At 38.5% G+C, this 25,793-nt stretch carries 31 protein-coding genes; all 31 read right to left on the bottom strand.

All coding sequences use genetic code 11. From position 1 onward, the window contains the following. Positions 1–9 precede the first annotated feature (9 nt). Positions 10–1,086, bottom strand: coding sequence for a flagellar biosynthesis protein FlhB (gene flhB / locus AC6CHS_RS03695; protein WP_498234175.1), 1,077 nt, complete (start codon positions 1,084–1,086; stop codon positions 10–12). Position 1,087: 1 nt separating this feature from the next. After that, positions 1,088–1,867, bottom strand: a complete 780-nt coding sequence (gene fliR, locus AC6CHS_RS03700) for a flagellar biosynthetic protein FliR (RefSeq protein ID WP_498234177.1) — start codon at positions 1,865–1,867, stop codon at positions 1,088–1,090. A gap of 3 nt (positions 1,868–1,870) precedes the next feature. Then, positions 1,871–2,140 carry a flagellar biosynthesis protein FliQ gene (gene fliQ, locus AC6CHS_RS03705; RefSeq protein WP_036573055.1) on the bottom strand — a complete coding sequence of 90 codons (270 nt, stop codon included), beginning with the start codon at positions 2,138–2,140 and terminating at the stop codon, positions 1,871–1,873. A gap of 32 nt (positions 2,141–2,172) precedes the next feature. Then, positions 2,173–2,838 (bottom strand): flagellar type III secretion system pore protein FliP, encoded by a 666-nt coding sequence (gene fliP, locus AC6CHS_RS03710; protein ID WP_036573056.1) that lies wholly within the window; start codon positions 2,836–2,838, stop codon positions 2,173–2,175. Next, positions 2,831–3,493, bottom strand: a complete 663-nt coding sequence (locus tag AC6CHS_RS03715; protein ID WP_498234180.1) for a flagellar biosynthetic protein FliO — start codon at positions 3,491–3,493, stop codon at positions 2,831–2,833. Before AC6CHS_RS03715 ends, fliP begins: the two co-directional genes overlap by 8 nt. A 12-nt stretch (positions 3,494–3,505) precedes the next feature. Further along, complete coding sequence (locus AC6CHS_RS03720) at positions 3,506–3,868, bottom strand: response regulator (RefSeq protein ID WP_036573058.1); 363 nt, start codon at positions 3,866–3,868, stop codon at positions 3,506–3,508. Between the two features lie 24 nt (positions 3,869–3,892). After that, positions 3,893–5,029, bottom strand: a complete 1,137-nt coding sequence (gene fliY, locus AC6CHS_RS03725) for a flagellar motor switch phosphatase FliY (protein ID WP_498234182.1) — start codon at positions 5,027–5,029, stop codon at positions 3,893–3,895. Beyond that, positions 5,019–6,017, bottom strand: coding sequence for a flagellar motor switch protein FliM (fliM, locus tag AC6CHS_RS03730; RefSeq protein ID WP_498234184.1), 999 nt, complete (start codon positions 6,015–6,017; stop codon positions 5,019–5,021). The genes fliY and fliM overlap by 11 nt, the downstream gene beginning before the upstream one ends. Before the next feature lie 36 nt (positions 6,018–6,053). Then, positions 6,054–6,470, bottom strand: coding sequence for a flagellar basal body-associated protein FliL (fliL, locus tag AC6CHS_RS03735; RefSeq protein ID WP_498234186.1), 417 nt, complete (start codon positions 6,468–6,470; stop codon positions 6,054–6,056). Beyond that, entirely contained in the window at positions 6,463–6,684 is a 222-nt protein-coding gene (locus AC6CHS_RS03740; RefSeq protein WP_498234188.1) for a flagellar FlbD family protein, read from the bottom strand. Before AC6CHS_RS03740 ends, fliL begins: the two co-directional genes overlap by 8 nt. Before the next feature lie 41 nt (positions 6,685–6,725). Continuing rightward, positions 6,726–7,514, bottom strand: coding sequence for a flagellar basal body rod protein FlgG (flgG, locus tag AC6CHS_RS03745; RefSeq protein ID WP_498234190.1), 789 nt, complete (start codon positions 7,512–7,514; stop codon positions 6,726–6,728). A gap of 82 nt (positions 7,515–7,596) precedes the next feature. Continuing rightward, positions 7,597–7,971: a TIGR02530 family flagellar biosynthesis protein gene (locus tag AC6CHS_RS03750; protein WP_498234192.1), complete on the bottom strand. Its 375-nt coding sequence runs from the start codon at positions 7,969–7,971 to the stop codon at positions 7,597–7,599. A gap of 24 nt (positions 7,972–7,995) precedes the next feature. Next, complete coding sequence (gene flgD / locus AC6CHS_RS03755) at positions 7,996–8,457, bottom strand: flagellar hook assembly protein FlgD (protein ID WP_498234194.1); 462 nt, start codon at positions 8,455–8,457, stop codon at positions 7,996–7,998. 9 nt (positions 8,458–8,466) lie between these two features. Continuing rightward, positions 8,467–9,753 carry a flagellar hook-length control protein FliK gene (locus AC6CHS_RS03760; protein WP_498234196.1) on the bottom strand — a complete coding sequence of 429 codons (1,287 nt, stop codon included), beginning with the start codon at positions 9,751–9,753 and terminating at the stop codon, positions 8,467–8,469. Between the two features lie 25 nt (positions 9,754–9,778). Further along, positions 9,779–10,378, bottom strand: coding sequence for a MotE family protein (locus AC6CHS_RS03765; RefSeq protein ID WP_498234198.1), 600 nt, complete (start codon positions 10,376–10,378; stop codon positions 9,779–9,781). Positions 10,379–10,382: 4 nt separating this feature from the next. Further along, complete coding sequence (gene fliJ / locus AC6CHS_RS03770; RefSeq protein ID WP_498234200.1) at positions 10,383–10,829, bottom strand: flagellar export protein FliJ; 447 nt, start codon at positions 10,827–10,829, stop codon at positions 10,383–10,385. After that, the gene (fliI, locus tag AC6CHS_RS03775; RefSeq protein ID WP_498234202.1) at positions 10,829–12,145 is read right to left on the bottom strand and encodes a flagellar protein export ATPase FliI; all 1,317 of its coding nucleotides are present in this window, start codon (positions 12,143–12,145) and stop codon (positions 10,829–10,831) included. The genes fliJ and fliI overlap by 1 nt, the downstream gene beginning before the upstream one ends. Next, a complete protein-coding gene (gene fliH, locus AC6CHS_RS03780; RefSeq protein ID WP_498234204.1) occupies positions 12,142–12,876 on the bottom strand; it encodes a flagellar assembly protein FliH in 735 nt (244 codons plus the stop codon). The genes fliI and fliH overlap by 4 nt, the downstream gene beginning before the upstream one ends. Beyond that, positions 12,869–13,882: a flagellar motor switch protein FliG gene (gene fliG / locus AC6CHS_RS03785; protein ID WP_036573075.1), complete on the bottom strand. Its 1,014-nt coding sequence runs from the start codon at positions 13,880–13,882 to the stop codon at positions 12,869–12,871. Before fliG ends, fliH begins: the two co-directional genes overlap by 8 nt. A gap of 11 nt (positions 13,883–13,893) precedes the next feature. Next, entirely contained in the window at positions 13,894–15,495 is a 1,602-nt protein-coding gene (fliF, locus tag AC6CHS_RS03790; RefSeq protein WP_498234205.1) for a flagellar basal-body MS-ring/collar protein FliF, read from the bottom strand. Positions 15,496–15,661: 166 nt separating this feature from the next. Beyond that, on the bottom strand, positions 15,662–15,958 hold the full coding sequence (fliE, locus tag AC6CHS_RS03795) for a flagellar hook-basal body complex protein FliE (RefSeq protein ID WP_498234206.1): 297 nt from the start codon (positions 15,956–15,958) through the stop codon (positions 15,662–15,664). A gap of 21 nt (positions 15,959–15,979) precedes the next feature. Then, a complete protein-coding gene (gene flgC, locus AC6CHS_RS03800) occupies positions 15,980–16,438 on the bottom strand; it encodes a flagellar basal body rod protein FlgC (RefSeq protein WP_498234207.1) in 459 nt (152 codons plus the stop codon). A gap of 2 nt (positions 16,439–16,440) precedes the next feature. After that, positions 16,441–16,836 (bottom strand): flagellar basal body rod protein FlgB, encoded by a 396-nt coding sequence (gene flgB / locus AC6CHS_RS03805; RefSeq protein WP_498234209.1) that lies wholly within the window; start codon positions 16,834–16,836, stop codon positions 16,441–16,443. 324 nt (positions 16,837–17,160) lie between these two features. After that, a complete protein-coding gene (codY, locus tag AC6CHS_RS03810) occupies positions 17,161–17,940 on the bottom strand; it encodes a GTP-sensing pleiotropic transcriptional regulator CodY (protein WP_498234210.1) in 780 nt (259 codons plus the stop codon). Positions 17,941–17,968: 28 nt separating this feature from the next. After that, positions 17,969–19,363, bottom strand: a complete 1,395-nt coding sequence (gene hslU, locus AC6CHS_RS03815) for an ATP-dependent protease ATPase subunit HslU (RefSeq protein ID WP_498234211.1) — start codon at positions 19,361–19,363, stop codon at positions 17,969–17,971. Positions 19,364–19,380: 17 nt separating this feature from the next. Then, positions 19,381–19,926, bottom strand: coding sequence for an ATP-dependent protease subunit HslV (gene hslV / locus AC6CHS_RS03820; RefSeq protein ID WP_106896644.1), 546 nt, complete (start codon positions 19,924–19,926; stop codon positions 19,381–19,383). Between the two features lie 14 nt (positions 19,927–19,940). Continuing rightward, on the bottom strand, positions 19,941–20,861 hold the full coding sequence (xerC, locus tag AC6CHS_RS03825) for a tyrosine recombinase XerC (RefSeq protein WP_498234213.1): 921 nt from the start codon (positions 20,859–20,861) through the stop codon (positions 19,941–19,943). A gap of 372 nt (positions 20,862–21,233) precedes the next feature. Further along, positions 21,234–21,548: a hypothetical protein gene (locus tag AC6CHS_RS03830; protein WP_498234215.1), complete on the bottom strand. Its 315-nt coding sequence runs from the start codon at positions 21,546–21,548 to the stop codon at positions 21,234–21,236. Between the two features lie 142 nt (positions 21,549–21,690). Beyond that, the gene (gene topA / locus AC6CHS_RS03835) at positions 21,691–23,769 is read right to left on the bottom strand and encodes a type I DNA topoisomerase (RefSeq protein WP_498234217.1); all 2,079 of its coding nucleotides are present in this window, start codon (positions 23,767–23,769) and stop codon (positions 21,691–21,693) included. Positions 23,770–23,899: 130 nt separating this feature from the next. Beyond that, positions 23,900–24,805 carry a DNA-processing protein DprA gene (gene dprA, locus AC6CHS_RS03840; RefSeq protein ID WP_498234219.1) on the bottom strand — a complete coding sequence of 302 codons (906 nt, stop codon included), beginning with the start codon at positions 24,803–24,805 and terminating at the stop codon, positions 23,900–23,902. Positions 24,806–24,875: 70 nt separating this feature from the next. Continuing rightward, entirely contained in the window at positions 24,876–25,778 is a 903-nt protein-coding gene (gene sucD, locus AC6CHS_RS03845; RefSeq protein ID WP_161464705.1) for a succinate--CoA ligase subunit alpha, read from the bottom strand. Positions 25,779–25,793 lie beyond the last annotated feature (15 nt).

Raw genomic sequence — 25,793 nt, forward strand, 5'->3', positions numbered from 1 at the left:
CCTCATTGCTTAAGCTTTTTTCTCTAGTTTATATACATACGCCAACACTTCAGCCACAGCTTTGAAGAACTCTTCTGGGATGATATCCCCGATCTCAGCTGCTTTATATAGGGCACGGGCCAGTGGTTTATTCTCTACTGTGGTTACCCCATTTGACTTAGCAACTTCTTTTATCTTCATTGCGATATCGTCTGATCCCTTTGCGACAATATACGGGGCATCTGCTTTCGTCTCATCATACTTAATCGCTATGGCAAAGTGAGTCGGGTTCGTGATGACGACGTCTGCGTTAGGGACCTCGCTCATCATTCTGCGTGTTGCCATTTGACGTTGTCTTTCTTTTATTTTGGACTTAATTAATGGGTCCCCTTCAATATTTTTATATTCATCCTTTACATCCTGTTTAGACATCTTCATATTCTTTTCAAAATCGTAACGCTGGTAAGCATAGTCGAAAACAGCAAGAAAAAGAAGAGCAATTATCGCTGATATAGCCATGATAACCGTTACCTGACCAAAGAAGGCTAGTGCACCGTCCACTGTTTTAAACGATAGCATCATCATTTCATCTTTATTTATCCAGATTACAAGAAATGTTATGGTGCCGATGAACACAATTTTTAGTAAGGATTTCAGCAATTCAACAAGTGCTCGGATGGAGAATATTCTTTTAGCACCTTGAATTGGATCTATTTTCTTCAGATCGAATTTAAGAGGCTCTGTTGTAAACAGGAATCCAATTTGCAAAAAATTTGCCGCCAATCCAGCTACTATCGAGATTACCATAATAGGCGCCAGCATTTTGGCAGCTTCAATCGCTGCACCGGTAAAAACTTGATGAACTGTGTTTTCCGTAACATCCCATTGAATGTATTCCGTAAAAGTATGTGTAAAGAAATCCATCATACTATTCTTTATCGAGCTACCAAAAACGATGAGTATAATAAAAGTAAAAAGCAACAATATTGCTGTATTAATATCCTGGCTCTTCGCAACCTTACCTTTCTTCCGCTCATCTTGACGCTTTTTCGGAGTTGCTTTTTCGGTCTTTTCACCTGCAAAAAATTGTAAGTCAAGCTTTAGCAAGTTACGCACCCCCGAATAATTGCATCAGTCCCTGCATTGTTTGGAACAGATATGTAAATAATTTTTTAACAAGTACAATATAGAGGCTTAGAAAAACGAATAATGTTAGGAAACTAACAAGTATTTTTAGTGGAAGTCCTACTACAAATACATTTAGTTGTGGGACTGTCCTCGCTATAATACCTAGTGCTACGTCAACTAAGAACAGGCAGCCAACAATCGGTATGGCGATTTGGAAAGCTATCAGAAACATCGTATTAAACGTATCAATAACAAAATCAGCAATAGATTGGTTGCCAAATGGTATAAAAGAATCAACAGGGATGAACGAATAACTATTGTATATACCGTCTATTAATAAATGGTGCCCATCTACAGCCAATAAAAAGAGTAAGGAAAAGATATAAAAATATTGACCCGTTAATGGACTTTGTGCGCCAGTTTGCGGATCAATAACATTAGCTATTGCAAACCCCATCTGAAAATCTATAAATCCACCAGCGATTTGAACTGCTGAAAGAATGATGTATGCAATCAGACCAATCAATAGTCCAACCAATACTTCTTTTATTAAAAGGAACAAATACAATTCATCAAAAACAATATCTGTGGTACCAATTGTATAAAACATAATAAAGGCTAAAAAGAAACTAAGGCCTATTTTAAATGGTGTTGGTATAGTCCCGTAAGCAAACAGTGGCAACGTGACAAAAAAGGCTAGCACTCGAACAAAGACAAGAATAAAAACTGGCAAGCTATTGACATTAATTAATTCAAGCATGGGTTACCCTACAAACTGATTTAAATTTTGAAATATGTCGGAAGTAAATTTAACCATTTCTGTAAGCATCCATGGCCCAAAAAAAATGAGTCCAACCAATACTGCTACAATTTTCGGAACAAAGGCCAAGGTCTGTTCCTGTATTTGGGTTGTCGCCTGAAAAATACTTACCAGCAAGCCAACAGCAAGCGCTAGTATCAACAAGGGGCCTGTGATTAAGAGAATGGTATATACACCCTTCTCTGCAAGGCCCAATACAAATTCACTGCTCACCAAAATCACCTACTTTTCTTAAAATATCCAACTTAGAAACTATCCAACAACGAATGTGTAATCATATACCAACCATCAACTAGTACGAATAATAGAATTTTGAATGGCAGGGAGATCATAACAGGTGGCAGCATCATCATTCCCATTGACATAAGGACACTTGCGACAGCCATATCAATAATTAAAAAAGGAACAAAAATCATGAATCCCATTTGAAATGCAGTCTTCAATTCACTGATCGCAAATGCCGGGACAAGCGTTGTCAGCGGTATCTCCTGAACTGTTTCTGGCTTTTCTAGCTGAGCATAATTCATAAATAAGGCAAGGTCTTTCTGTCTTGTATGCTCTGCCATAAAGTCTTTCATCGGAGCGCTCGCTCTATCATAGGCCTCATCAAGGGTTATTTCTTCATCGAATAGTGGTTGAAGTGCTTCATCGTATACCTCTCCAAAAATAGGTGCCATAATAAAAAAGGTTAGAAATAAGGCAATACCAATTAGTACCTGATTTGGCGGCATTTGTTGCGTTGCAAGTGATGTTCTTACAAATGACAAGACTATAATTATTCTTGTAAAACTCGTCATCAGAATTAATATACCTGGAGCAAGAGACAAAACTGTCAATAAGAGTAATAGTTTTACAGATGTCGCTACATTCGAAGGATCCGAACTAGAAAACATGTCTACGAATTCATTCATGTCTATCTTCCTTTTGCTTTTGCTGTTGAATCAATTTGTTGCGATTGTTCTTTAGCTTTTTCAATTCACCTGAAAAAAGATCTTTAAAATCTGTTTTATCTGATTTCATAGTCGATGTTGTAGACTTTCCTTTTGATTGAAATAGATCTGCAAAGATTCCACCTGTCCCTTGCTGTACTTCATCCTGTCTTAATAATTCTGCCTTCACATTTGCATCTGTAATTTCCTGTAAAAGTTCAACATTATCGCCAACACCAAGCAGGTAAAAACGATCCCCTAAGCGCACAATTTGAACAGATTTATTTTGTCCTACTGTTACTCCACCAAGGCTTTCAAGAGCTCTTACCTTCGTAAATAACTTGTTTCTCTTATTCAAAAACTTTAAAAGCACATAGATGAGTGCCAATACTAATACTAAAGCAAAGAACATTTTTATAAGATCAAACAGCATGGATCCACTTTCTTCCACTTGCCCCTGTTCTACCTGCTCTTCTTGATTGTTTCCTTCTTGTTCAGGTGGGCTATTTTCTCCTTCCTCTTCTTCATTTAGCCAGTCCGTCACATTAGAAGAACTAGCAGAGACTTCGTTAGATAGAAAAGAAAAGGAGAAAATGGCGATGAAACAGATAACTAGACTTATTTTTTTAATTAACATACTCACTTGTTCCTAATTCAATGCCTTCTGTATTGCTTCAATAACCCGGTCTGATTGAAACGGTTTAACGATAAAATCTTTAGCGCCTGCTTGGATGGCATCAATTACCATCGCTTGCTGTCCCATTGCAGAGCACATAATTATTTTTGCACTTGGATGCTTTGCTTTAATTTCCTTTAACGCGGTTATGCCATCTTTTTCAGGCATCGTGATATCCATTGTGACCAAATCAGGTTCTAATTCGTTATATTTTTCAACAGCTTGTACACCATCTTGTGCTTCCCCCACTACGTCAAAACCATTTTTAGTTAAAATATCTTTAATCATCATTCTCATAAAAGCTGCGTCATCTACAATCAAGATTCGTTGTCCCATTCAAAAATCCCCTTTAGCAAAATGTTATTTAAGTTTACGTAACCTATCTGACTGGCTTAGGATATCTGTAACCCGTACACCAAAGTTTTCATCAATTACCACGACTTCTCCTCTGGCAATAAGTTTTTCGTTTACTAGAATATCTACAGGCTCTCCAGCTAATTTATCTAGCTCTATAATAGATCCGGCAGATAAATCCAGAATATCCCGGATCGTTCGTTTCGTTCTTCCTAACTCAACCGTTACTTTTAAAGGAATGTCCATCAACATACCCAAGTTACGATGTTCTGATTTGTTTAATTCTACAGGCTCAAAGCTAGAAAACGCTGCAGGTTGGACGGCACTATGTTGATTTGCAGTATTTCCTAAAATGCTTGGATTCTCTTGATGATTTGTCTCATATTGTTGTTTCACAGGTTCTTCCGTCTCGGTTTCAAAGCTTCTTTCTAGCTCTTCTACCGTCACAGCGGCTTCTTCCTCAGCTTTTCCATTGAGCAATTCATCCACCAATCCCTTTGCAAAGCTCATCGGCATAAGTTGCATAATATTAGAATCTATTAGATCGCCAACTTTAAGCTCAAAAAAGACCTTTACATAGGCATCTTCTGTAAATCTAGCTTTGGTGTCATCCTCGGGGTCTTCTAATAGTATATTGGGTGGTGAAATATCAACTTTCTTGTTGAAGACTGTTGACATGCTTGTTGCAGCTGCTCCCATCATTTGGTTCATTGCTTCCTGGACAGCGCTCAAATGAATTTCATTTAAATCTTCTGCAGGAGAAGTTCCATCTCCCCCTAACATAATATCAGAAATAATCGCAGCATCTGGTGATTTTAGTACAAATACATTTTTCCCAGTAAAGCCATCAATATAGCTTACTTCAACGCTGACTGGTTCAAAGTTAAACTCTTTTTCTAGATCTGCCTTCTGAATTACAGATACGGTTGGTGTTGTAATATCTACTTTTTGATTTAACAAAGTTGATAGTGTCGTAGCAGAACTCCCGAAGGATATGTTGCCTATCTCTCCTAATGTATCTTCTTCTATTGTGGTTAAAGTCTGATGTACAGGTGAAGTGACTTCAGCATCGTCCGCATCATCTTCGCCAACCTTCAATAATGCATCAATTTCATCCTGTGACAGCATTCCATCATTCATCATCTATGTTCACCCCTTTAATTTCTTCCATTATTTGCACTGACAATTTATTTTTTTGCTTGCCAGGCTGTACATAAAATTTTGGTTTATCATTAACTTCCATTATAAGTGGATGATCTATTGTTTGATCTAGCCCAATTACATCATTTGGTTTAAGATTAAGAAATTGTTCAATGTTTATGTCTGTAGTACCCAGCAAGGTCTTTGCTTCTACTTTTGCTGTTTCCAGGCTCGTAGACAACTTGCTATATGCTTCATCGTCTCTTTCTTTAGTCGACGTCTGCATCCAATAGTGAACAGATAACTTTGAAATAATTGGCTCTAGCACGATATGGGGAATACAGATGTTAATTAATCCACTCGTATCACCAATGGCTGTGTTTAAAGAAACGACAACTACCGTTTCGTTTGGTGAAACCATCTGTAAAAACTGTGGATTCACTTCGAATTCTTCCAATACAGGATCAATTTCTACTATAGAAGCCCACGCTTCTTGCAAGTTTACAATTGCTTTTTCGAATATTTGTGACATTAGTATCGTTTCGATTTCCGTCAAGTTGTCCACTTTATTTGCACTAAACCCTTTACCACCTAATATTCTGTCCAGCAACGCATAGGCAATGTTTGGATTAATTTCCATAACGATCCTTCCCTCAAGCGGAGCAACACTATATGTATTAAGTACTGTCATTTTTGGAACTGATCTTATAAATTCTTCGTATGGGATTTGGTCTACTGATGCCACATTGATATTTACATATGTCCGCAATTGAGCAGAGAAAAAAGTTGTAAGCATCCGAGCGTAGTTTTCATGAATTCTGGAAATGCTGCGAATCTGATCTTTTGAAAAACGTAGTGCCCGCTTAAAATCATAGACACGTACTTTCTTCTCTTTATCTTCTTTTTTAAGTTCTTCTGCGTCCATTTCCCCTGACGTGATAGCAGACAAAAGGGCATCTATCTCATTTTGTGAAAGAACTTCATCTACCAACTAACTCACCTCCATGTTGGAGTATTACATCTATGTTTACTGCAAAATCTTATTGATTGTATAAACATCAGTAATCTTTCCATCTGTCATAACTTCATTTAACTTTGATTGGACGGTTTCTTCCAACTCAGATAAGCCTGCTTTAAAATCCTCTTCACTCAACACAGCTAACTCTTTAATAAGGATATTTTTAAGCTGGAAATCTCGTTTAGCAATTTCTTCCTTAGCATCTTTACTATCCGTTATAATCTGAAACTGAATACGCACAAAGCTGCCATCATCCAGATCTGTTGTTACCTCAGGTGATTCATAGGAATACTCCACAATATCATCGATTGTTTTTGCTTCACCTTCATTTTTATCATTAAAATTAAGGATAACCAGGAAAGCTGCAGCTGCCCCAACAATCAGTATTGCTATGGAGGAAAGCATCACCTTTACTAACTTACTCATTTTTACCATCACCTGCTTTATTCAATGATTGTTGCAAGCCGATTTTTTTATAAAAATCTGTTGCCAGTTCAATTACCGTATGTTCCCTGTCTTTTACAACAACCTTTTTGCCGTTTAACAATGTTATCGTAGTGTCAGGAAATGATTGAATCTGTTCGATCATTAACGCATTAAGCGTAAATGTTTCATTATTTAAACGTCTTAACTCAATCATAAAATGGGCGGGAGTGCCAGGATACGGCACTCCCTACCTCCTTATCGTTTTAGATTTACTAGTTCCTGAAGTATTTCATCTGATGTTGTAATAATACGTGTATTTGCCTGGAATCCACGTTGTGCCGTGATCATCTCGGTAAATTCTTCTGAGAGATCAACGTTCGACATTTCCAGTGAACCACTTACAATGGATGCAGTTCCTTCTGTTTCAGGAGCAACTATACCGTTGTATCCAGCATTTTCACTATTAAGGAATAAGTTACTTCCTGCCTTTTCCAAACCAGCGGCATTCGAGAAAGATGCAATCGCGATCTGACCAGCTTCTTGAGGGTCACCCTCTTCATCAATATAGGAAACTGTTCCGTTGCTTTGAACACTGAAGCTTTGTGCAGTATCCGGAATATTTATATTACCGTCCATACCTTGTAGGTAATAACCTTGTGGATTAACAATAGCTCCTTCACTATCTAGGTAAAAGTTTCCTGCTCTTGTGTAAAACGTTTGATTACCATCCTGAACAACAAACATTCCGTCCCCTTCTAAAGCAAAATCCAGGGGACTGTTGGTAGTCTGTCTAAAGCCTTGTGTGTGAATGTTGTCAATTGTTCCAAGCTGTGAACCAAGCCCTACCTGGGACGGGTTAACTCCACCTCGTGTGTCAGTTGCAGCTTGTGCACCAGCTGTCGTTTGACTCATCATATCCTGAAAGGTTACCCTTCCTTTTTTAAAGCCTGAAGTGTTTACATTGGCAATATTATTTCCAATTACATCTAATTTTGTTTGAAAGTTTTTCATACCTGAAATCCCAGCATACATAGAACGTAACATTTATCATTTCCCCTTTTTGGTTATATCGTTTTACGCTGTATCTATCCTTCAACAGCGGTTTGGCCTCCCAGAAGGGTCCAGCCTATTTATCCATCAGTATTGTTCCATTAATGTTTGTGAAAATTCGACTTGTCGCTTCCTGCCTGTTCATTGCAGTTACAACCGTATTATTTTTTGCACTTACAAGTAGTGCTGCTTGTTCTGTAATGACCAACGAATCTGTTATGCCTTTAGCTTTTGCTTCTTTTACTTTATCATTTATTTGTTCCCATTGCTTTGTATCAATTTCAATGTTTCTCTCTTGAAGCCGCTCCGAGGCATGCTTACTAATTTTTAAACCTGTCTGTTCTGTAAGAACATCTTTAAAAATAATGGTCGATTTACTACTTGGCTGCCTGACAGGCGTAGTGACATTCAGGGCATGCTGGTGCGGCAATTGATGAATTCGGTGATCCATATGCTCACATCCTTTTTTGTGCCATTATGCTTCTTCTTCCACCTCTTCGGTTGGATCACTTACTTGAATAGCAGCATCAGCGTATATTTTGTCTCCGTTTTTCAGTTCTAAAACAGCCCAACCCTCATGCTGACTCACTGAAACCACTTGACTTGAAATCTCTTCACCTTTTTCCCCGGTTTCTTCATCTACAGCCCGATAGCTTACTTCCTTTCCAATCATATGACTATACTTAATGACTGGAGAAATCATTTGACTCTCTACAAGACTATCTATTGATTTTGCCATATTCATTGTCTGCTCTAGCGAAGAAAATTGGGCCATTTGTGAAATAAACTGCTTGTCATCCATGGGGTTGCTTGGGTCCTGATTCTGCAACTGTGCCATAAGAATCTTTAGAAATTCATCTTTTCCTAAATTTGTGCTTGGTGTTCTTGCACTGCTTTGATTTTTCAAATACAATGACGGGTCTAGGTTAACGGGCATTTTTTCCACCTACACTTTCTCATTCATTAATAATTCATGAAACTGTGTTGCAAAATCATCTTCTGCATTACTTTCTTCATCCTGCCTAGTATCTCCAGATCGATCTTGTTGTTGATCAGATTGTTGGTTATCCTGATCCTCTTGGAGATTCTGGCTTTGTTGAACAGCCATATCCTGTTTCTCAATCACCACTTGGTGTGGAGAGAACATATTACGTAGTTGATGAATATTCCCTTCCATCATCTCTTTTGTTGCCTGAGAAGAAACAAGTATTTTCACCGTCAATTCCCCATTTATCTGTGTTAATTTCACCATCATGTCTCCAAGATTTTCTGGTCGTAATGAAATGGACAGCTGTGTTGTTCCATTGGATTTAGCAGCAAACTTGCTTGATTGGATTAATTGCTGAAACTGCTCCAGTAATTGTTTATCCGGTGACTTCGTAGATTGGGTAGAATTAACATGGATAACAAGCTGTTCTACCTGGCTCATTGGTCCGTTTATGACAGATGCAGTATTACTAATGCCATCCGTTTTTACAGTAGGTTGCGATTGTTGTTCCATTGCGCTTGATAGCCACTTGGCAATATCACTAGTGGTCACCTTTGAATCAGCGTTGTATTGAAGTTTTGTAGCCATCTGATTTCGCTTTTCAAAGGATTGAAGCAGATCCTTCCAGACCCCTTGTAAACTAGTACCGTCTTTTTTCATCAGATTAAGCACCGCGTCCCCACTGTTCGCTACGCCTGCTTTCTTTTCAAGTGAAGTCCATTGCTGCAACAGTTGTAATAATTTGGGTGCTGCCTTTTCAGCATCTTGTTTAGAAGTTATTTCCGATAAAACAGGAGCTACTTCACTTAACAGCTGAACAAATTCGTTAAATAATGGTGGTAAATTTATCATCTCATCGAGTTTCATTCCAATTTCAAGTTTTTCTTGGTTATTCTCCGATTCCATTAGGGTGGTTAGCAGATCCATGAGCTTTTCCTGTTCTTCCTCGGTCAATCGAATTTTCTCTCCGTTGTTTTTCTCTTCACCAGACTGAAATATAAGCGATAAAGCAGGTTGTATAGATTTGGTCAGCGTATCGTGATCAGACGCTGTTGCTAGTTCAGCAGCCTTGTTATTACTATTCTGTCCTGCTAATAGAATCATCTCTTTTAAACCATTTGCTTCGTTACCATGCTCACCATTTAGCATTGATTGAAATATATCACTTCTGCTAGAGGTCTTCTCGGAGGCAGTAGGTACTTTTACAGATTGCATTTGCTGGAAAAACATTCCGATTGCATTCATTAAGTTTCACCCCCTTTCAAATTATCTAGTTTCCAGCATCTATGAATATTTTTGTTAAATCTGCCGCTTTAGCTGGCTCCATTTCTGCCAAAATGGCGCCTCTTACTTTATTTGAAAGTTCTTCTAAAATAGAGACAGCTGTTTGATTATCTAAATCCTGTATGATTAGAGCAGCCTGTTCACTGTCCATGTCTTTAAAAGAGCTTGCGATTGTACTAATTGAACTATTTTCTGATTCATTATCAGCTTCCACCTCAGCAGTAGCTTCATTCTGTTTATTACGATTTTCTAGAATTACCGCTTCTTCTTCTAATCGATCAATCGTTGTTTCCATATCCTGTACTTGCTGGTTAAGTTGCTCAATCTGCTCATTTTTGGCAGCCAGCTGCTCTGAAGTTTGATCTGGTGTTTGTTCTACTGACTCCCCTTCTGGCGATTCTATAAGCGAGGACACAACTGGAATATTACTTCCTTTTTCCTTTACCCAGTCCATTACGTTTACTCCTGCCATACTAAAGGCAATTACCGCAATCACGACTGCAATCAATAGCGGAATTACGATTGCAAAAAGAAACCAGAGAAATGGATTCATTTTCTTTTTTTCTGTTTTTAGGTCTTTTTCCATGTCATCACCTGTTTATATGACTTAAATATTGCTGTATCGAGACTTCATCCATCGAGGATTTCTCCATTTTCTCCTGGATTGCTTTCTTCTCTTCCTGTCTCATTTCAATAATCTTATCGAATTTCTTCATTTCTACATGTGCTTCAGTAAGTAAACTCTGCTTCAATTCCATATCATTTCTTGCATTCTGAACGGCATTTTGCATGTCCATGATTTGCTTATTTAATCGCTCGATATATGCATTTTGCTCTCTTATTCTATCAAGCGTGATAGCTTGTTGAATTGCATCTTCATAATCTTTTTCAGCGTTTTCCTTCTTCTTTAATAACTGGAACATTTTTGTGGCGATGTCCTCGAAAAATTCTGTTGATTGATGGTAGGCCTTTTGCGCATCATTTTTTTCTTCTTCTCGGACATTACGAATCTTTGATAAAGCTAGTATTTCCGCCATTAATTCATGCCTCCATTTAATAATGCTGTCATTTGTTCAATTGATTCGGTACGTGATAATACTTCATGAACATCCTGTTTTAAAAAGGACTGTATCTTAGGTTGATAGGAGATTGCTCTGTCGATCATTTGGTCAGTGCCCCTTTTATAGGCACCAATATGAATTAATTCGCTATTCTCTTCATATTTTGCCATTAGAGAGCGAATTTCCTGAGCTGTTTGTTTGTGAGAAGCTACAGTAATTCCATTCATTACACGGCTAATCGACTTGAGAACATTAATTGCAGGAAACTGGCCACGCTCTGCCAGTTTTCTATCCATAACAAAGTGACCATCTAATATCCCTCTAACCGTATCTGCTATCGGTTCATTCATATCATCACCGTCTACCAATACAGTATAAAAAGCTGTAATGGTTCCGTTTTTGTTTGTACCCGTTCGCTCGAGTAATTTAGGAAGCGTGGCAAATACAGAAGGGGTATACCCTTTTGTGGTTGGGGGTTCTCCTGTAGCAAGTCCAATTTCTCGTTGGGCCATCGCTACCCTTGTAACGGAATCCATCATGAGATTCACGCTATAACCCTGATCCCTGAAATACTCACTTATTGCTGTTGCTGTATAGGCACCCTTTATCCGCATTAATGCGGGTTGATCTGAAGTAGCTACCACAACGATCGACCGTTTAAGTCCTTCTGGCCCAAGATCTTTTTCAATGAATTCTCGAACTTCTCTGCCTCTTTCACCAATTAGTGCTATGACATTTATATCTGCGTCACTGTTTCTAGCAATCATTCCTAATAGTGTACTTTTTCCAACACCACTACCTGCAAATATTCCAATACGTTGGCCTTTTCCTACAGTAAGAAGGGAGTCAATGGCCTTTACACCTACTTGTATTGGCTCGGAAATGGGTGGCCTTTCCATTGGATTAGGCGGAGACTGGTCGGTTAAGTACCGGGTTAATCCTTTTGGAAGTGAAGAATGGTCCAGTTTTTCTCCAAGTGAGTCAACAACATTTCCAATTAGACCTCTTCCCACTTTTATACTAAGTGGTTTTCCAGTCGATTCTACAAGACATCCAGGTCCAATTTCATTTACTTCTGAATAAGGCATAAGAATTATTTTTTCATTATTAAAACCAACAACTTCTGAAAGAATCGGAGATCGGTTCTCAGATGAATGAATATAGCATACTTCCCCTATATTGGCAGCAGGGCCTTGTGACTCAATCATTAATCCAACCACTCGAAGCACTTTTCCATAACGTTTATAGGTGTCTGCCTGTTTTACTGTTGATAGGTAGTCTGAGATATTCATTGCTTTTTCTCCAATACAATTTCATGTAATACTTCTCTAATTTGCTTTAACTGTGTATCTATTCCAATATCCAATTCACCAAACGGGTGTTGGATACGACAACCGTTTTCTTCCACTGTATCCTTTAAATAAATAGCGAGCTTTGTGTCGTCATCTAAAATTTGTAACAGTTCTTCCTTTTGTTGAACGACAAACTCATAATTTGCAGGATTTAGGTAAATCGATATGATAGATTGATCCTTTAATTCCTTTATTGCTTTATTTACAATGTGTAGAAACGAGGTGGGCTCCTCTGTGATCTTTTGATCAATTATTTTCTCAGCGGTATTTAACGCGATACTTATAATTTCATCAGTACTTTTTTCTACTGTTTGTTGAAACTCCTTCATTGCCCGATCTGTTAACTGGTTCATCTCATCTAACTTTGTTCGGTATACCAACAGACCTTCATCTTTACCTGCATTAAAACCGTCTTGGTATCCTTCCCTTTTTGCTTGTTCGACTAATTTTTTCTTCTCTTCTTCCCAGTTTAGCTTCGCTTGTTCGATTTCATCATGTGTCTGCTGTAGCATTTTGGCAGTGTTTTCCTTCACTTCTTCTAGAGACTGTTGTGCCTCCCGAAGTTCTACCTGGACTTGATCTTCTGTCTCTATCCCTGCTGCTACATCATTTCGTGTTATGACTGGTTTGATTTTGATTACCTTGCCACAAGTCACGTTAGAATCAGACAATGATATCATCTCCTCCACCTCTTGCAATGACGATCTCACCTATATCTTCTAATCTTCTAATAGAACCAACAATTCTTGTTTGTGCTTCCTCTACATCACGTAAACGTACTGGCCCCATATATTCCATCTCTTCTTTAAAGGACTCTGCCATCCTCTGTGACATATTTTTAAACACAATATCTTTCACTTCATCACTAGCTACTTTAAGTGACAATCGTAAATCGTCATTTTCAACTTCTCGTATCACCCGTTGAATTGCTCTGTTATCAAGAATAACAATATCTTCGAAAACAAACATTCGTTTTTTGATCTCATCAGCAAGCTCTGGATCCTGTATTTCAAGAGCATCTAAAATAGTACGTTCTGTACTCCGATCTACTCCATTCAGCACTTCTACGACTGCTTGGATTCCACCCGTTTGTGTGTAGTCCTCTGTTACAGAAGAAGAGATGTTTTTTTCTAAAACTTGTTCAACCTGTGTAATGATCTCGGGCGAGGTAGAATCCATTGTAGCAATTCTTCTTGCAATATCGGCCTGCATTTCCTGTGGCAGTGCTGATAAAATTTGCCCTGATTGCTCTGAATCCAAATAAGAGAGAACAAGCGCAATTGTTTGCGGATGTTCGTTTTGAATGAAATTTAAGACTTGTTGCGGATCTGCCTTTCTCGCAAAGTCAAATGGTCTCACCTGCAAGGAAGATGTAAGTCGATTAATTATATTAGAAGCTTCCTGACTTCCAAAAGCTTTTTCTAAAACTGTTTTTGCATATCCAATCCCACCCTGTGAGATAAAATCCTGGGCTACTGCAATTTGGTGAAATTGATCTAAAACGTCGTCTTTTAATGAATTATCTACTTTTTTAACTGAGGAAATTTCCAAGCTAAGTTTTTCAATTTCCTCTTCTGTCAAATGTTTGTACACCTGAGCAGAAACATCTGGGCCTAAGGAGATCAAAAGTATCGCTGCTTTTTGCCTGCCTGTTAAGGCGCCTTTTTGTCTTACCATTTAATCCCCTCCTAATCTTCCCCGATCCAGCTTCGTAATAGTTTCGCGAAATCTTCCGGCTTATCTTTTGCAATTTTTTCTAATTGTTTTTTACGGACATCTGCCTCTGTCTGTTCATTTTCAGGTAATTCTGGAACTTCAGCAGGTATTTCCTCTGAAATATAGCTCTCTTCAATGATTTCTTCTTCTCCACGGTTACGCAGCAACATAACAACCAATACAATAATAATTAGTAGTAATGCTCCTCCTGCTATATACATCCATAGCGGAATGCCAGCTGAGGTGGGTGCAGCGCTATTCGTTTGTTTTCCACTAAATTCTTGGAAAGTGATGGAGACGTTTTCTCCTGGTGCGGCATTAGCTGGCTCAAATTCTGCATCAACCGTAGTGGTCACAATGGAACTTAAAATAGAAGAAATACCTTCTTCAACAGTCGTTTGTTCCTGTTGAGTTAAATACTCAACAGTTTCGCCATCATCATTTTTAACATTATTAACAGCTACCTGTATTCCGAGATCACGTACTTTATAAGGACTTTCTACAATTTCTCTTTGAATACGGTTGTATTCATTGTTCACCGTTTCCTTAATTAGCTCATAATCCCCGTCTTCGCCTTCTTCAACACCCTCATAATTCGGTATGTCTTCATCACCAGTTCCAGCATTCCCACCAACAGGAGGGTTTCCACTATACGTTTCTTGGATTGTTTCAACGCTCACTGGCAGACCTTCCATGTTTTCCTCATCAGCAGGTTCTACAAGATTTTCCGTTCTGTTTTCTTGAGTGAAATCAATATCAGATGTTACAGATACGATTACATTTTCGCCACCTACCATTGCGCTAAGCATCTGTTGTAATCTTTTTTGGATATCTCTTTCTATGTCCTTCTTAACGGATTGCTGGTATGTATGTGCATCCTGCGAGCCACCTGCAGTCTGACTGTTTCTATCAAAGTATTCAAAGTACTGGTTCATAATCACGATGTTGTCTGCCGGCAGATTAGGTACTGCTTTTGACACTAAGTGGTAAAGCGACTCTATTTGGTTTCCTTCAAACTGATATCCCGGCTGTGTATTTAAGACAATGGATGCACTGCCTTCTTGTGCTGCATCACTAACAAAAACGGGATCCTCAGGCATATTAATCATGACTTCGGCATTTTCAATTCCCTCAATCCCTTTCATTAAGTTAGCCAATTCGGTTTGCATCGCATCCAATTTCATTACATTAAACTCGTTATCCGTTACTCCCCAAGATGCATTCTCACTAAAAAAGGAATAATCGATGTTCCCGCTATTTGGTAAGCCCTGTCCGGCAAGGTCAACAAGCAGTGAATCTACTCGCTCTTCTGGAACATTTACAGTTGTTCCACCGTCTTGTAATTCATATTGTATACCTCTTGTTTCAAGCTCTGTTTTTATTTGCCCTACTTCCTGCAAGGAAAGGTTGCTATATAAGGGAACCAACCTCGCCCCGGGTGACAAAAATAAGATCCCACCAATCAGTAGGATGACTAGTAATACAGATCCAAGAAAGACGCCCTTTTGTGTATTGGAGCGCTTTTTCCAGAACCCAGTCGTTTTTTCTTTCCAGTTCATTATCTTCTCTTTCATATATTCCCCCACCATGATGCCAAAATTGATTAAAACATTTATTACATTATCTACATTTTGCAAATTTTAAGGATATATTTCGAGTTCGGAATCCATTATTATTTCTGAAATTAGAATGTGTGTTAAGAAGTACACAAATATACTCTTGCTTTTAAAACGAATGGACTTAAACCTGCATCCTCATTATTTCATTGTAGGCATCTATAGCTTTACGTTGCATTTGTACGCTCGTTTCTAATGTTATGCTTGCCTTTTGTGCAGTTATCATCACGTCATGCAAATCATCAATTTGGCCATTGGCAAGTGCTTCTGTTTTTTTATCTGAAGCAATCTGGCTATCATTCACATTATTAATCGCTGCTTTTAATGTATTTGCAAAACTTGCCTGCGCCTGTCCTGGTGATACTGCAGACTTACTAATCTGTTGATCCGCCATAGTTCCTAGCGTTATGTTATTTATCATTATTTAAAACTCCCAGCATAATTATTTACCGATTTCCAATGCTTTCATGAGCATACCCTTGCTTGCATTCAATGAAGTTATATTTGCTTCATAGGACCTAGTAGCACTCATTAAGTCAACCATTTCTTTTAATGGATCAACATTCGGTGTTTGGACATACCCGTTATCATCTGCATCTGGATGTGTTGGATCATATACTAATTTAAAAGGGGTTTCATCTTCCGTAATCCCAGTAACCTTAACGCCATTTCCGGTATTGTTTTGTGATGTTCCTGATGCTTTATGTAAAAACGATTTAAAACTACCGCCGTTTGGCTCGACTGTAACCATTTTCCTTCTGTATGGCTCATATTCACCATTTTCGTTAATTGTTGCTCTAGTAGTCTGAGCGTTTGCAATGTTTGAGGATACAACATCCATTCTAAGGCGTTGAGCAGTAAGAGCACTCGCACTTGCGTTTATCGAATTAAAAATGGACATTATTAGCTACCTCCCTGTAAAACTTTTTGCAGACTTCCAAACTTACCATTTATCCGATCTACTAATGCCTGATAATAGATTTGGTTTTTGGCAAGTTCTGCCATCTCCTTGTCCACATCCACGTTATTTCCGTTACTATTGTAGGATGTGTCGTTTTTTGTAACTATTTGGTAAGATGAATCAGAAGTACCATTAAAAGATAAGTGCTTCTCATGAGTCTTTTTTGCTTGTACGCTTGTTGACATACTGTCGTTTAATATATTTTTGAACTCAGCATCTTTTGCTTTATAGTTTGGCGTGTCAACATTCGCGATGTTGTTTGATATGGTTTGATTCTTTGCTGACGCGTATTGCAATGATTTTTCCAAAGTGGAAATAGTGCCTCCAAATAAGTCCATCCATTTCCCTCCTTAACCTTTTTTTCGACGGTCATAAATATTAATATCCTACGAATATTGTAATTTATAAATACTGCAAAGTCTATCACTTTTCGACATTTTCCTTATTAAGAACATAATATAGTTAAATATAACTAGGTCTAATTTATCAATAAGATCGTATTTTGTTTGTTAATTTTACTTAACTTTTCTTTTTTCTCCCCTTTACATTACAAATTCGTCGAATTTAATCGAAAAGAGCAATTAGCTTTTTCATTTTACAGAATACAAAGGCCCGCACAAAAAAAGCTCCGTAAGACTAAAGTCTTACGGAGCTTTTTTGTTTTATCTTGAACGAAGTTTCTCAAGTTCAACTAGAAACTTACTGTTTAACACTTTAATATATGTTCCTTTCATTCCTAGGGAACGAGATTCAATAACACCGGCACTTTCAAGCTTTCTAAGTGCATTTACGATAACAGATCTGGTGATACCTACTCGATCAGCAATCTTACTTGCAACAAGCAAGCCTTCGTTACCATTCAGCTCTTCGAAAATGTGATCAATAGCTTCTAATTCACTGTATGAAAGAGAGCTTATTGCCATTTGCACAACTGCTTTACTGCGCGCTTCCATTTCAATTTCTTCGGTTTTCTCATGTAGAATTTCCATACCTACTACTGTTGCACCATATTCTGCAAGCAATAGATCGTCATCATTAAAGCTATCTGTTAACCTTCCAAGTACCAATGTACCAAGGCGCTCTCCGCCTCCAATAATAGGAACAATCGTGGTTAACCCTGATTTGAACAATTCACGATTTTCTACAGGGAATACAGTTTGTGGACTGTCGATATCCAGGTTTGGAGTGGTCTCATGGATGTTAAACAACCCTGCCGTATATTCTTCTGGAAATTGTCTTTGTTCTAACATATCTTTCATACGTTCATTTTCTATTTCTTGGTTAATAGCAAACCCTAATAATTTACCTCTTCTGCTTAGAATGTAAACATTCCCTTTAATTACGTCTCGTAAAGAAGCTGACATATCATTAAAATTCACCGATTTCCCTGTTGCCTTTTGTAGCATTGCATTAATTTTTCTTGCACGTCCTAATAGTTCCATTAATAATCCTCCATTCAATTGTTTGGTATTATAGTATAAATTGACTTAAGTCCTTGTTTTTAGCAATAGTACTTAGTTTTTCATCCACGTAAGTTGGGGTTATTTCAATTTGCTCCATATTAATATCAGGCGCTTCAAATGATAAGTCTTCTAGAAGTTTTTCTAAAATGGTATGCAATCTTCTAGCACCGATATTATCAGTCTCTTGATTTACCTGATAAGCAATTTCAGCTAGTCTTTCTATAGCTTCGTCCGTAAAAACAACATTTATACCCTCTGTTTGCAACAAGGAAGAATATTGTTTGAGTAAAGCATTAGACGGCTCACCAAGTATTCGTTTGAAATCTTCAACTGATAGTTTATCTAATTCCACTCTAATAGGAAATCTCCCCTGAAGTTCAGGAATCAGATCACTAGGCTTCGCCATATGAAATGCACCTGCTGCTATAAAGAGCATGTGATCTGTCTTTACAGGGCCATGCTTTGTGACCACAGTTGACCCTTCCACAATTGGCAAGATATCTCTCTGAACACCTTCACGCGACACATTTGCTGTGTTATCTTGCTTTCCGGCTACTTTATCAATTTCATCTATAAAAATAATTCCGGATTGTTCTGCCCTTTCCACAGCAATTTGGGCTGCTTCTTCCAAATCGATCAACTTCCCTGCCTCTTGCTGGGTCAGAACCTTTCTCGCCTCTGATACAGGGAGTTTGCGCTTTTTCTTTTTCTTTGGCATGAATTGCCCAAATGCATCTTGCATGTTCATCCCCATTTGTTCCATTCCCGAACCTTGGAGCATGTCAAACATGGAAGGCGGAAGTTCCTCAATTTCAATGGAAACCATATGATCCTCCAGTTCACCTAGCGCTAACTGGTGCTCTATGCGTTTTCTTTTGTTTTTAATTTCCTCATCATTTTCTGCATTCGATTCACTTTTGTCAGTGTCATCATTGCCAGAGAAGAGCATTTCAAAAGGATTTTTCATAGAGGACTCTTTTTTAGCCTGAGGCACAAGCAATTTAACTAATTGTTTGTTTGCTTCCTCTTCAGCCTTTCCCTTAACCTCTTTCATTTTCTCTTCTTTCACCATACGCAATGACATTTCAACAAGGTCCCTGATCATGGATTCTACATCTCTTCCAACGTAACCCACTTCAGTGAACTTGGTCGCTTCCACCTTTACAAAAGGGGCGCCAACCAATTTCGCTAACCGTCTGGCAATTTCCGTTTTACCTACTCCAGTAGGTCCGATCATCAGGATATTTTTAGGAACTATTTCATCCTTTATCGAGTCATCAAGCTGCATCCTTCTATAACGATTGCGCAGAGCTATTGCAACAGAGCGTTTTGCGCTTCCCTGACCGATTATATATTTATCCAATTGACTGACAATCTGTTTCGGAGTGTAATCAATACCCATCGTCGAAAGCCCTCCTTTTAGTCAAGCACCTCTAAGGTTATCTGATCGTTCGTAAACACACAAATTTCTCCCGCTATTTCCAAAGCTGATCTTGCAATTTCCTCTGCAGTTAGATGATCCGCTTTTCTGGCAAGCGCCCTACCAGCACTTAATGCGTAATTTCCACCAGATCCTATGGCGAGGATGCCATCGTCAGGTTCAATTACTTCACCTGTACCTGAGACTAAGAACATATTCTCTTTATTCATGACAATCAGCATGGCTTCCAGTTTACGAAGAACTTTATCACTTCTCCATTCCTGTGCCAACTCCACCGCAGCCCGTGCTAGGTTACCATTAAAAGCTTCTAGTTTTCCTTCAAATTTCTCGAATAGCGTAAAAGCATCTGCCACAGAACCAGCGAAGCCAGCTAGAACTTGACCACGAAATAATGTACGTACTTTTTTAGCCTTATGTTTCATAACAACTGCGTTTCCTAGGGTTACTTGACCGTCACCGCTCATTGCGCATTGTCCTTTATGGCTGATGGCAAATATAGTCGTTGCATGCATCTCGTTTGCCAAAATAATCACCTCTTCTAATCGTTTGATTGATTATTTGCCCTTGGGTGGCTGTTCATGTAAACACTTCGCAAATAATCCTTTGTAACGTGTGTATAAATTTGTGTAGAAGACAGATTTTCATGACCCAGAAGTTCCTGCACACTACGCAAGTCTGCCCCCTCATTTAATAGATGGGTCGCAAACGTATGCCGTAACTTATGAGGGTGTACATGGACTGTTAATGCAGCCTTTTCAACCATTTTATTAAGGATTAATCTAATCCCTCTCGCCGTTATAGGATTTCCACGTGCATTTAAAAAAACAGCTTCGTTCTGCTGTTCCGCCTTTTTCAGTAATGCTGGACGCCCTTCCGTTATGTACGTTTCCAAAGCGATTTCTGCAAATCTTCCAAATGGAATGTACCGTTCCTTTCTCCCCTTACCTCGAACAAAGATAGTGCCAATCGAAAAATCGATATCTTGGAGCCTTAACCCCTGACATTCACTCACCCTCATGCCTGTAGCATAGAGCAACTCAATTAATGCCTGATTTCGTTGTCCTGCCGGTTCATTAAGATCATTAATCTCAAAAAGCTTTTCAAGTTCCTGTTTATATAAGAATCCAGGAACTGGGCTCTCGGTCCTCGGTAGGGATATGTGGACAAAAGGGTTGGAGAATAAGACATTCTCTCTTTCTAAATATTTATAGAAACTTCTCAACGTTGAAATTTTGCGGGAAACAGATCTCCGGCTTAGCTGTTTGTTATATAGCATCGTTAGATATATTCGTACAACTTTCTGGTCTACATCCCCCAGATCCGTGATGCCTTCCCCTTGCAGAAAAGTGAAAAAAATTTCCAGATCATTCTGATAATATTTCACAGTATAAGGGGACGCATTCTTCTCAATCTGTAGGTAGGATGTAAATGCTTTAATTGCTTCATCAAAATCAAGCAAAACTTCACCCCATTGATTAGCGAATAAATCATATCATAGAAAATCATGTAGTGCAATAAATTTAACAAAATTGCAACAAAATTCTGAATTACCGATTGAGCAATCGTGTTTTTCAATGATTTATCCTGTGTCATAGCAAATGAGTGCTTTACTAGTAAGGTTTTGACTGTCAAGGAATTACACTTACCAAGGCGTAATTATATCTGTTTCCACTCAAATAGTCAACAATTTTGCCTTTAGACAATATGAATAATTATTTAAACTAGTCTTCACCTAATGTTTAACCGTTCTTATACTTATTTAGTGAACGAGAAGAATTTTTTAGAAAATAGTCTATAGACACAATCTTCTCTTCATAATATTGCCAAATTATTACTTCAGTATTCCTAACTCTTTAATTTTTTCTTTGGTTTGATCAGTTCCTAATCTATATACATTACGATAAACAGTAATCAGGTGATCATCATAGCTATTTCTTTCATCATCTGCTCCCCATTCATCAAATGGCTTGGATAAATACTCAACTGAGTTTTTTGCATTTTTGTTCTCTTCTAGAAAAAGTTCTCGTAATTCTTCAACCTCATCATGAGTTGCCACAATTTCATATTCAGCGGATCTATCCGGTATGGACATCTCATTAATTTCCTTTTCTGGAATCTTTACGAAATAATGCTGTTTACGGTCCATTGGATTACCTCCTTTTATCTTCTATTGTAAAGGTTCCCTATTTAATGAATTTAGAAACGCCTATAGAAGAACTGAAATTAAACTCCACATCAATCAAAAAAACTGCCCGTTAATAGCTACGGACAGTTAAAGACCTTCTCGTCTATGCTTGCGCTGATTCCTTATATTCACAATTAGTACATTGGATTTGTGTTTCCTTCTTACTTTTCTTTTCCACTAATAAGGAGTCACATTTTGGACATGGTCTTGATATTGGTTTATCCCATGAAAGGAAGTCACATTCCGGGAATCGGTCGCAACCATAAAAGACGCGTCTTTTTTTTGATTTTCTTTCCACAACGTTGCCTTCTTTACATTTCGGGCATTTCACACCGATTTCTTTAAGGATAGGCTTCGTGTTTCGACATTCTGGGAAATTAGAGCATGCTAGGAATTTTCCGTACCTTCCCATTTTATAAACCATCTCATGCCCACAGTTCTCACAGTCAATACCTGCTGGCTCATCACGGATTTCAATTTTTTCCATTTCTTTTTCAGCAGTTTCTAGTCGCTTTTCGAAACCTTTATAAAATCCGTCAATAATGGTAATCCACTCGGTCTTACCTTCTTCGATTGCATCAAGGTCCCCTTCCATTTTAACTGTGAACTCTACATCAATAATTTCAGGGAAAAACTCTTCGACAAGCTCTAATACAATGGTCCCAAGCTCTGTTGGGATAAAACGTTTGTTATCAATTGTTACATAGCCTCTTCGCTGTATCGTATCTAGGGTTGGAGCATAGGTTGAAGGTCTCCCTATCCCTAACTCTTCCATAGTACGAACAAGTCTTGCCTCCGTATAACGGGGCGGCGGCTGAGTAAAATGTTGATTTGGCTCAATTTCTTCTGCTAGAACGGTCTGTCCTTCGTGAAGGTCCGGTAAGAATTTGTTTTCTTCTTTTTTATCATCATCGGTTCCTTCTACATAAACTTTCATGAACCCTTTGAACTTCACTTTGGATCCAGTAGCCCGAAACTCCACTTTATTGTTTAGCATGTGAACGGTCATGGTATCCAAGACTGCGGGAGCCATTTGGCTGGCAAGAAATCGTTCCCAAATCAATTTATAAAGTCGAAGCTGATCTCTCGATAAGATCGCTTTTAATGATTTTGGATTGCGTAAGGCTGAAGTCGGTCGGATTGCTTCGTGTGCATCCTGAGCTCCTTCTTTCTTTTTGGCAGGTTTACTTGTCCCCAAGTACGCTTCCCCGTAATTTTCTTCTATATATTCTTTTGCTTCCTTCTTCGCTGTATCAGAGATACGTGTTGAATCAGTACGCATATACGTGATAAGTCCAGTGATACCACCTGATTTTTTTCCTAAATCTATACCTTCGTACAATTGCTGTGCTACCATCATGGTTTTCTTCGCTCGGAAATTCAGCTTTCTTGCAGCTTCCTGTTGTAAGGAAGATGTAGTAAATGGTTGAGATGGATTTCTTTTCCGTTCTCTTTTATTTACTTTATCAATCTTAAATGCTTTTTCATCAAGCTTCCCAAGAATTTGTTTGACATCATCTTCTGTTTTTAACTCTTGTTTCTTGCCATCAATGCCATAAAAAGATCCATTAAACAACTCATCGTCCTTTTTAAAGCTTCCTTCAATTGACCAATACTCCTCTGGTTGGAAGTTTTCAATTTCTTTTTCTCGATCAATTATCATTTTAACAGCTACAGATTGTACACGGCCTGCACTAAGTCCTTTTTTTACTTTTTTCCAAAGCAATGGACTGATGTTATAACCGACCAGCCTATCTAAAATTCTTCGTGCTTGTTGCGCATCTACTAAATCTGTATCAATACTTCTCGGATTTTTAAAGGATTCTTTAATCGCTTCTTTCGTAATCTCATTAAATACAACACGGCACTTCGATGTCTCATCAACATTTAGAATGTGGGCAAGGTGCCAGGCAATTGCTTCCCCTTCTCTATCGGGGTCGGCCGCAAGATAGATTTTTTTAGCTTTCTTTGCTGCAGAGCGCAATTCTTTTAGTACATCGCCTTTTCCGCGTATCGTAATATACTTTGGTTTATATTCATCTTCTGTATCAACGCCCATCTGACTTTTTGGCAGATCACGTATATGTCCCATTGATGCTTTTACTTTATATTTCTTCCCCAAATAACGTTCAATCGTTTTCGCTTTTGCCGGCGATTCTACGATTACTAGATAATCTGACATTATATTTCCTCCCACAATGAGGTTACAACTAATTTAAATTGGAAATCTTCACTAATAGTAAATATATACGTTTCATTTGTCAAACATACAATTTAAAGAAGGGTATAACATTACCTTCTTTTTCTAACCATTATCCCTTCCATACGGAAGCTAAATGTGCCCCTTGATCGTTCCAGTCTTCTAGGATACATTTTGCATCCATTACAAGCTTTGCACCTTCTTGTATCATACGATGGCAACCTTTTGTTTGTGCCACTAATGGAGACCCTGGCAGGGCATATACTTCCCTTCCCTGATCTAATGCTTGGTCTACTGTAATTAATGTACCACTCTTCTCTGTGGCTTCTATCACTACCGTTCCAAATGTCAAGCCACTTATAAGTCGGTTACGTTCAGGAAAATGGTGCCGACTGGCTGGTACGTTGGGAGGGTACTCAGAGAGGACTATACCACTTTTACAAATTTCTGTAAATAAATCCTCATTTTCCTTTGGGTAGATATGTTCAAAACCACTACCGAGTACAGCAACTGTTTTTCCGTTTTGAGCTAATGCTACCTTATGAGCATAGGTGTCTATTCCTTTCGCCATTCCACTTATAATAACCCAGCCCTCCTCCACTAAAGGCTTCACAATAAAGTGTGTTTTTTGTCTTGCTTCACTTGTTGGCCTTCTAGTTCCAATAACACTTATGCAAGGAGAGCAAGATAACAATTCATTATTGCCTATTGTATATAAGACTAGTGGTGGGTCTTTTATTGTTTTTAACATGGAGGGGTACGCTTGATCAAGAATGGTAATAATAGAGCACTGTGTTTTATCCTGTTTAATTTGTTCAATGAGGCCGGGGTTATGAAGGTCATGATAAAGAGGGACTGCTTTCTGTTCGGGGATGTGGTAAATTTGGGTTAATTCTTTAGGGGAGAGATAGTAAATCTCTTTTAGTTCCGTGTCTTTTTGGATAATATACTGCATTATACGTCTTGTAATGCCTTTGCACCTTGATAGATGTATTAACCTGTTACTGCGCCGACTCAATTTAAACATCCTCTCATGGAGAAAAAGCCCGGGAATTTCTTTATTCCAGGGCTTCTTCACTATCAAATTTTTAATGTGTTTTACACTTCTCTTTTAAACCATTTTCTTCCAGCACACGAATCATGGTCTCGCCCATTACAGCAGGTGTTTCTGCAACTTGGATACCACATTCATTCATCACGCGGATCTTTTCGTCAGCAGTACCTTTTCCGCCAGAAATGATGGCACCAGCGTGTCCCATTCTTTTTCCTGGAGGGGCAGTAGCTCCACCAATAAATCCTACTACAGGTTTTTTCATGTTGGCTTTCACCCACTCTGCTGCTTCTTCTTCAGCAGTACCACCAATTTCACCAATCATTATGACGGCTTCTGTTTCACTATCTTCATTAAATGCTTTTAGTGAATCGATAAAGTCCGTCCCATTTACCGGGTCTCCACCAATTCCTACAGCAGTGGACTGGCCATAGCCAGCTTCAGATAATTGATGCACGGCTTCATAGGTTAATGTTCCTGAACGGGAAACAACTCCAATATGACCTTTCTTATGGATATAGCCAGGCATAATACCAATTTTACATTCTTCCGGGGTGATGACCCCAGGGCAGTTTGGTCCAACCAGGCGAGTCTTTTTCCCTTCCATATAACGTTTAACTTTTACCATATCCATTACAGGAATATGCTCTGTAATACATATAGCTAAGTCTAGCTCGGCATCTACTGCTTCTAATATTGCATCTGCTGCAAATGGTGCCGGAACATAAATAACGGAAGCGTTTGCGCCAGTTTCTTCAACTGCTTCTTTAACTGTATTAAACACAGGAACGCCTTCTACTTCTGAACCGCCCTTTTTGGGTGTAACACCTGCAACGATATTAGTACCATACTCTAGCATTTGCTTGGTATGGAATTTCGCTGTACCACCAGTAATCCCTTGTACAACTACTTTTGTATCTTTATTAACAAATACACTCATACTTGTCCGTCCTTT

It is taken from the genome of Oceanobacillus sp. GQ8 (assembly GCF_059758495.1).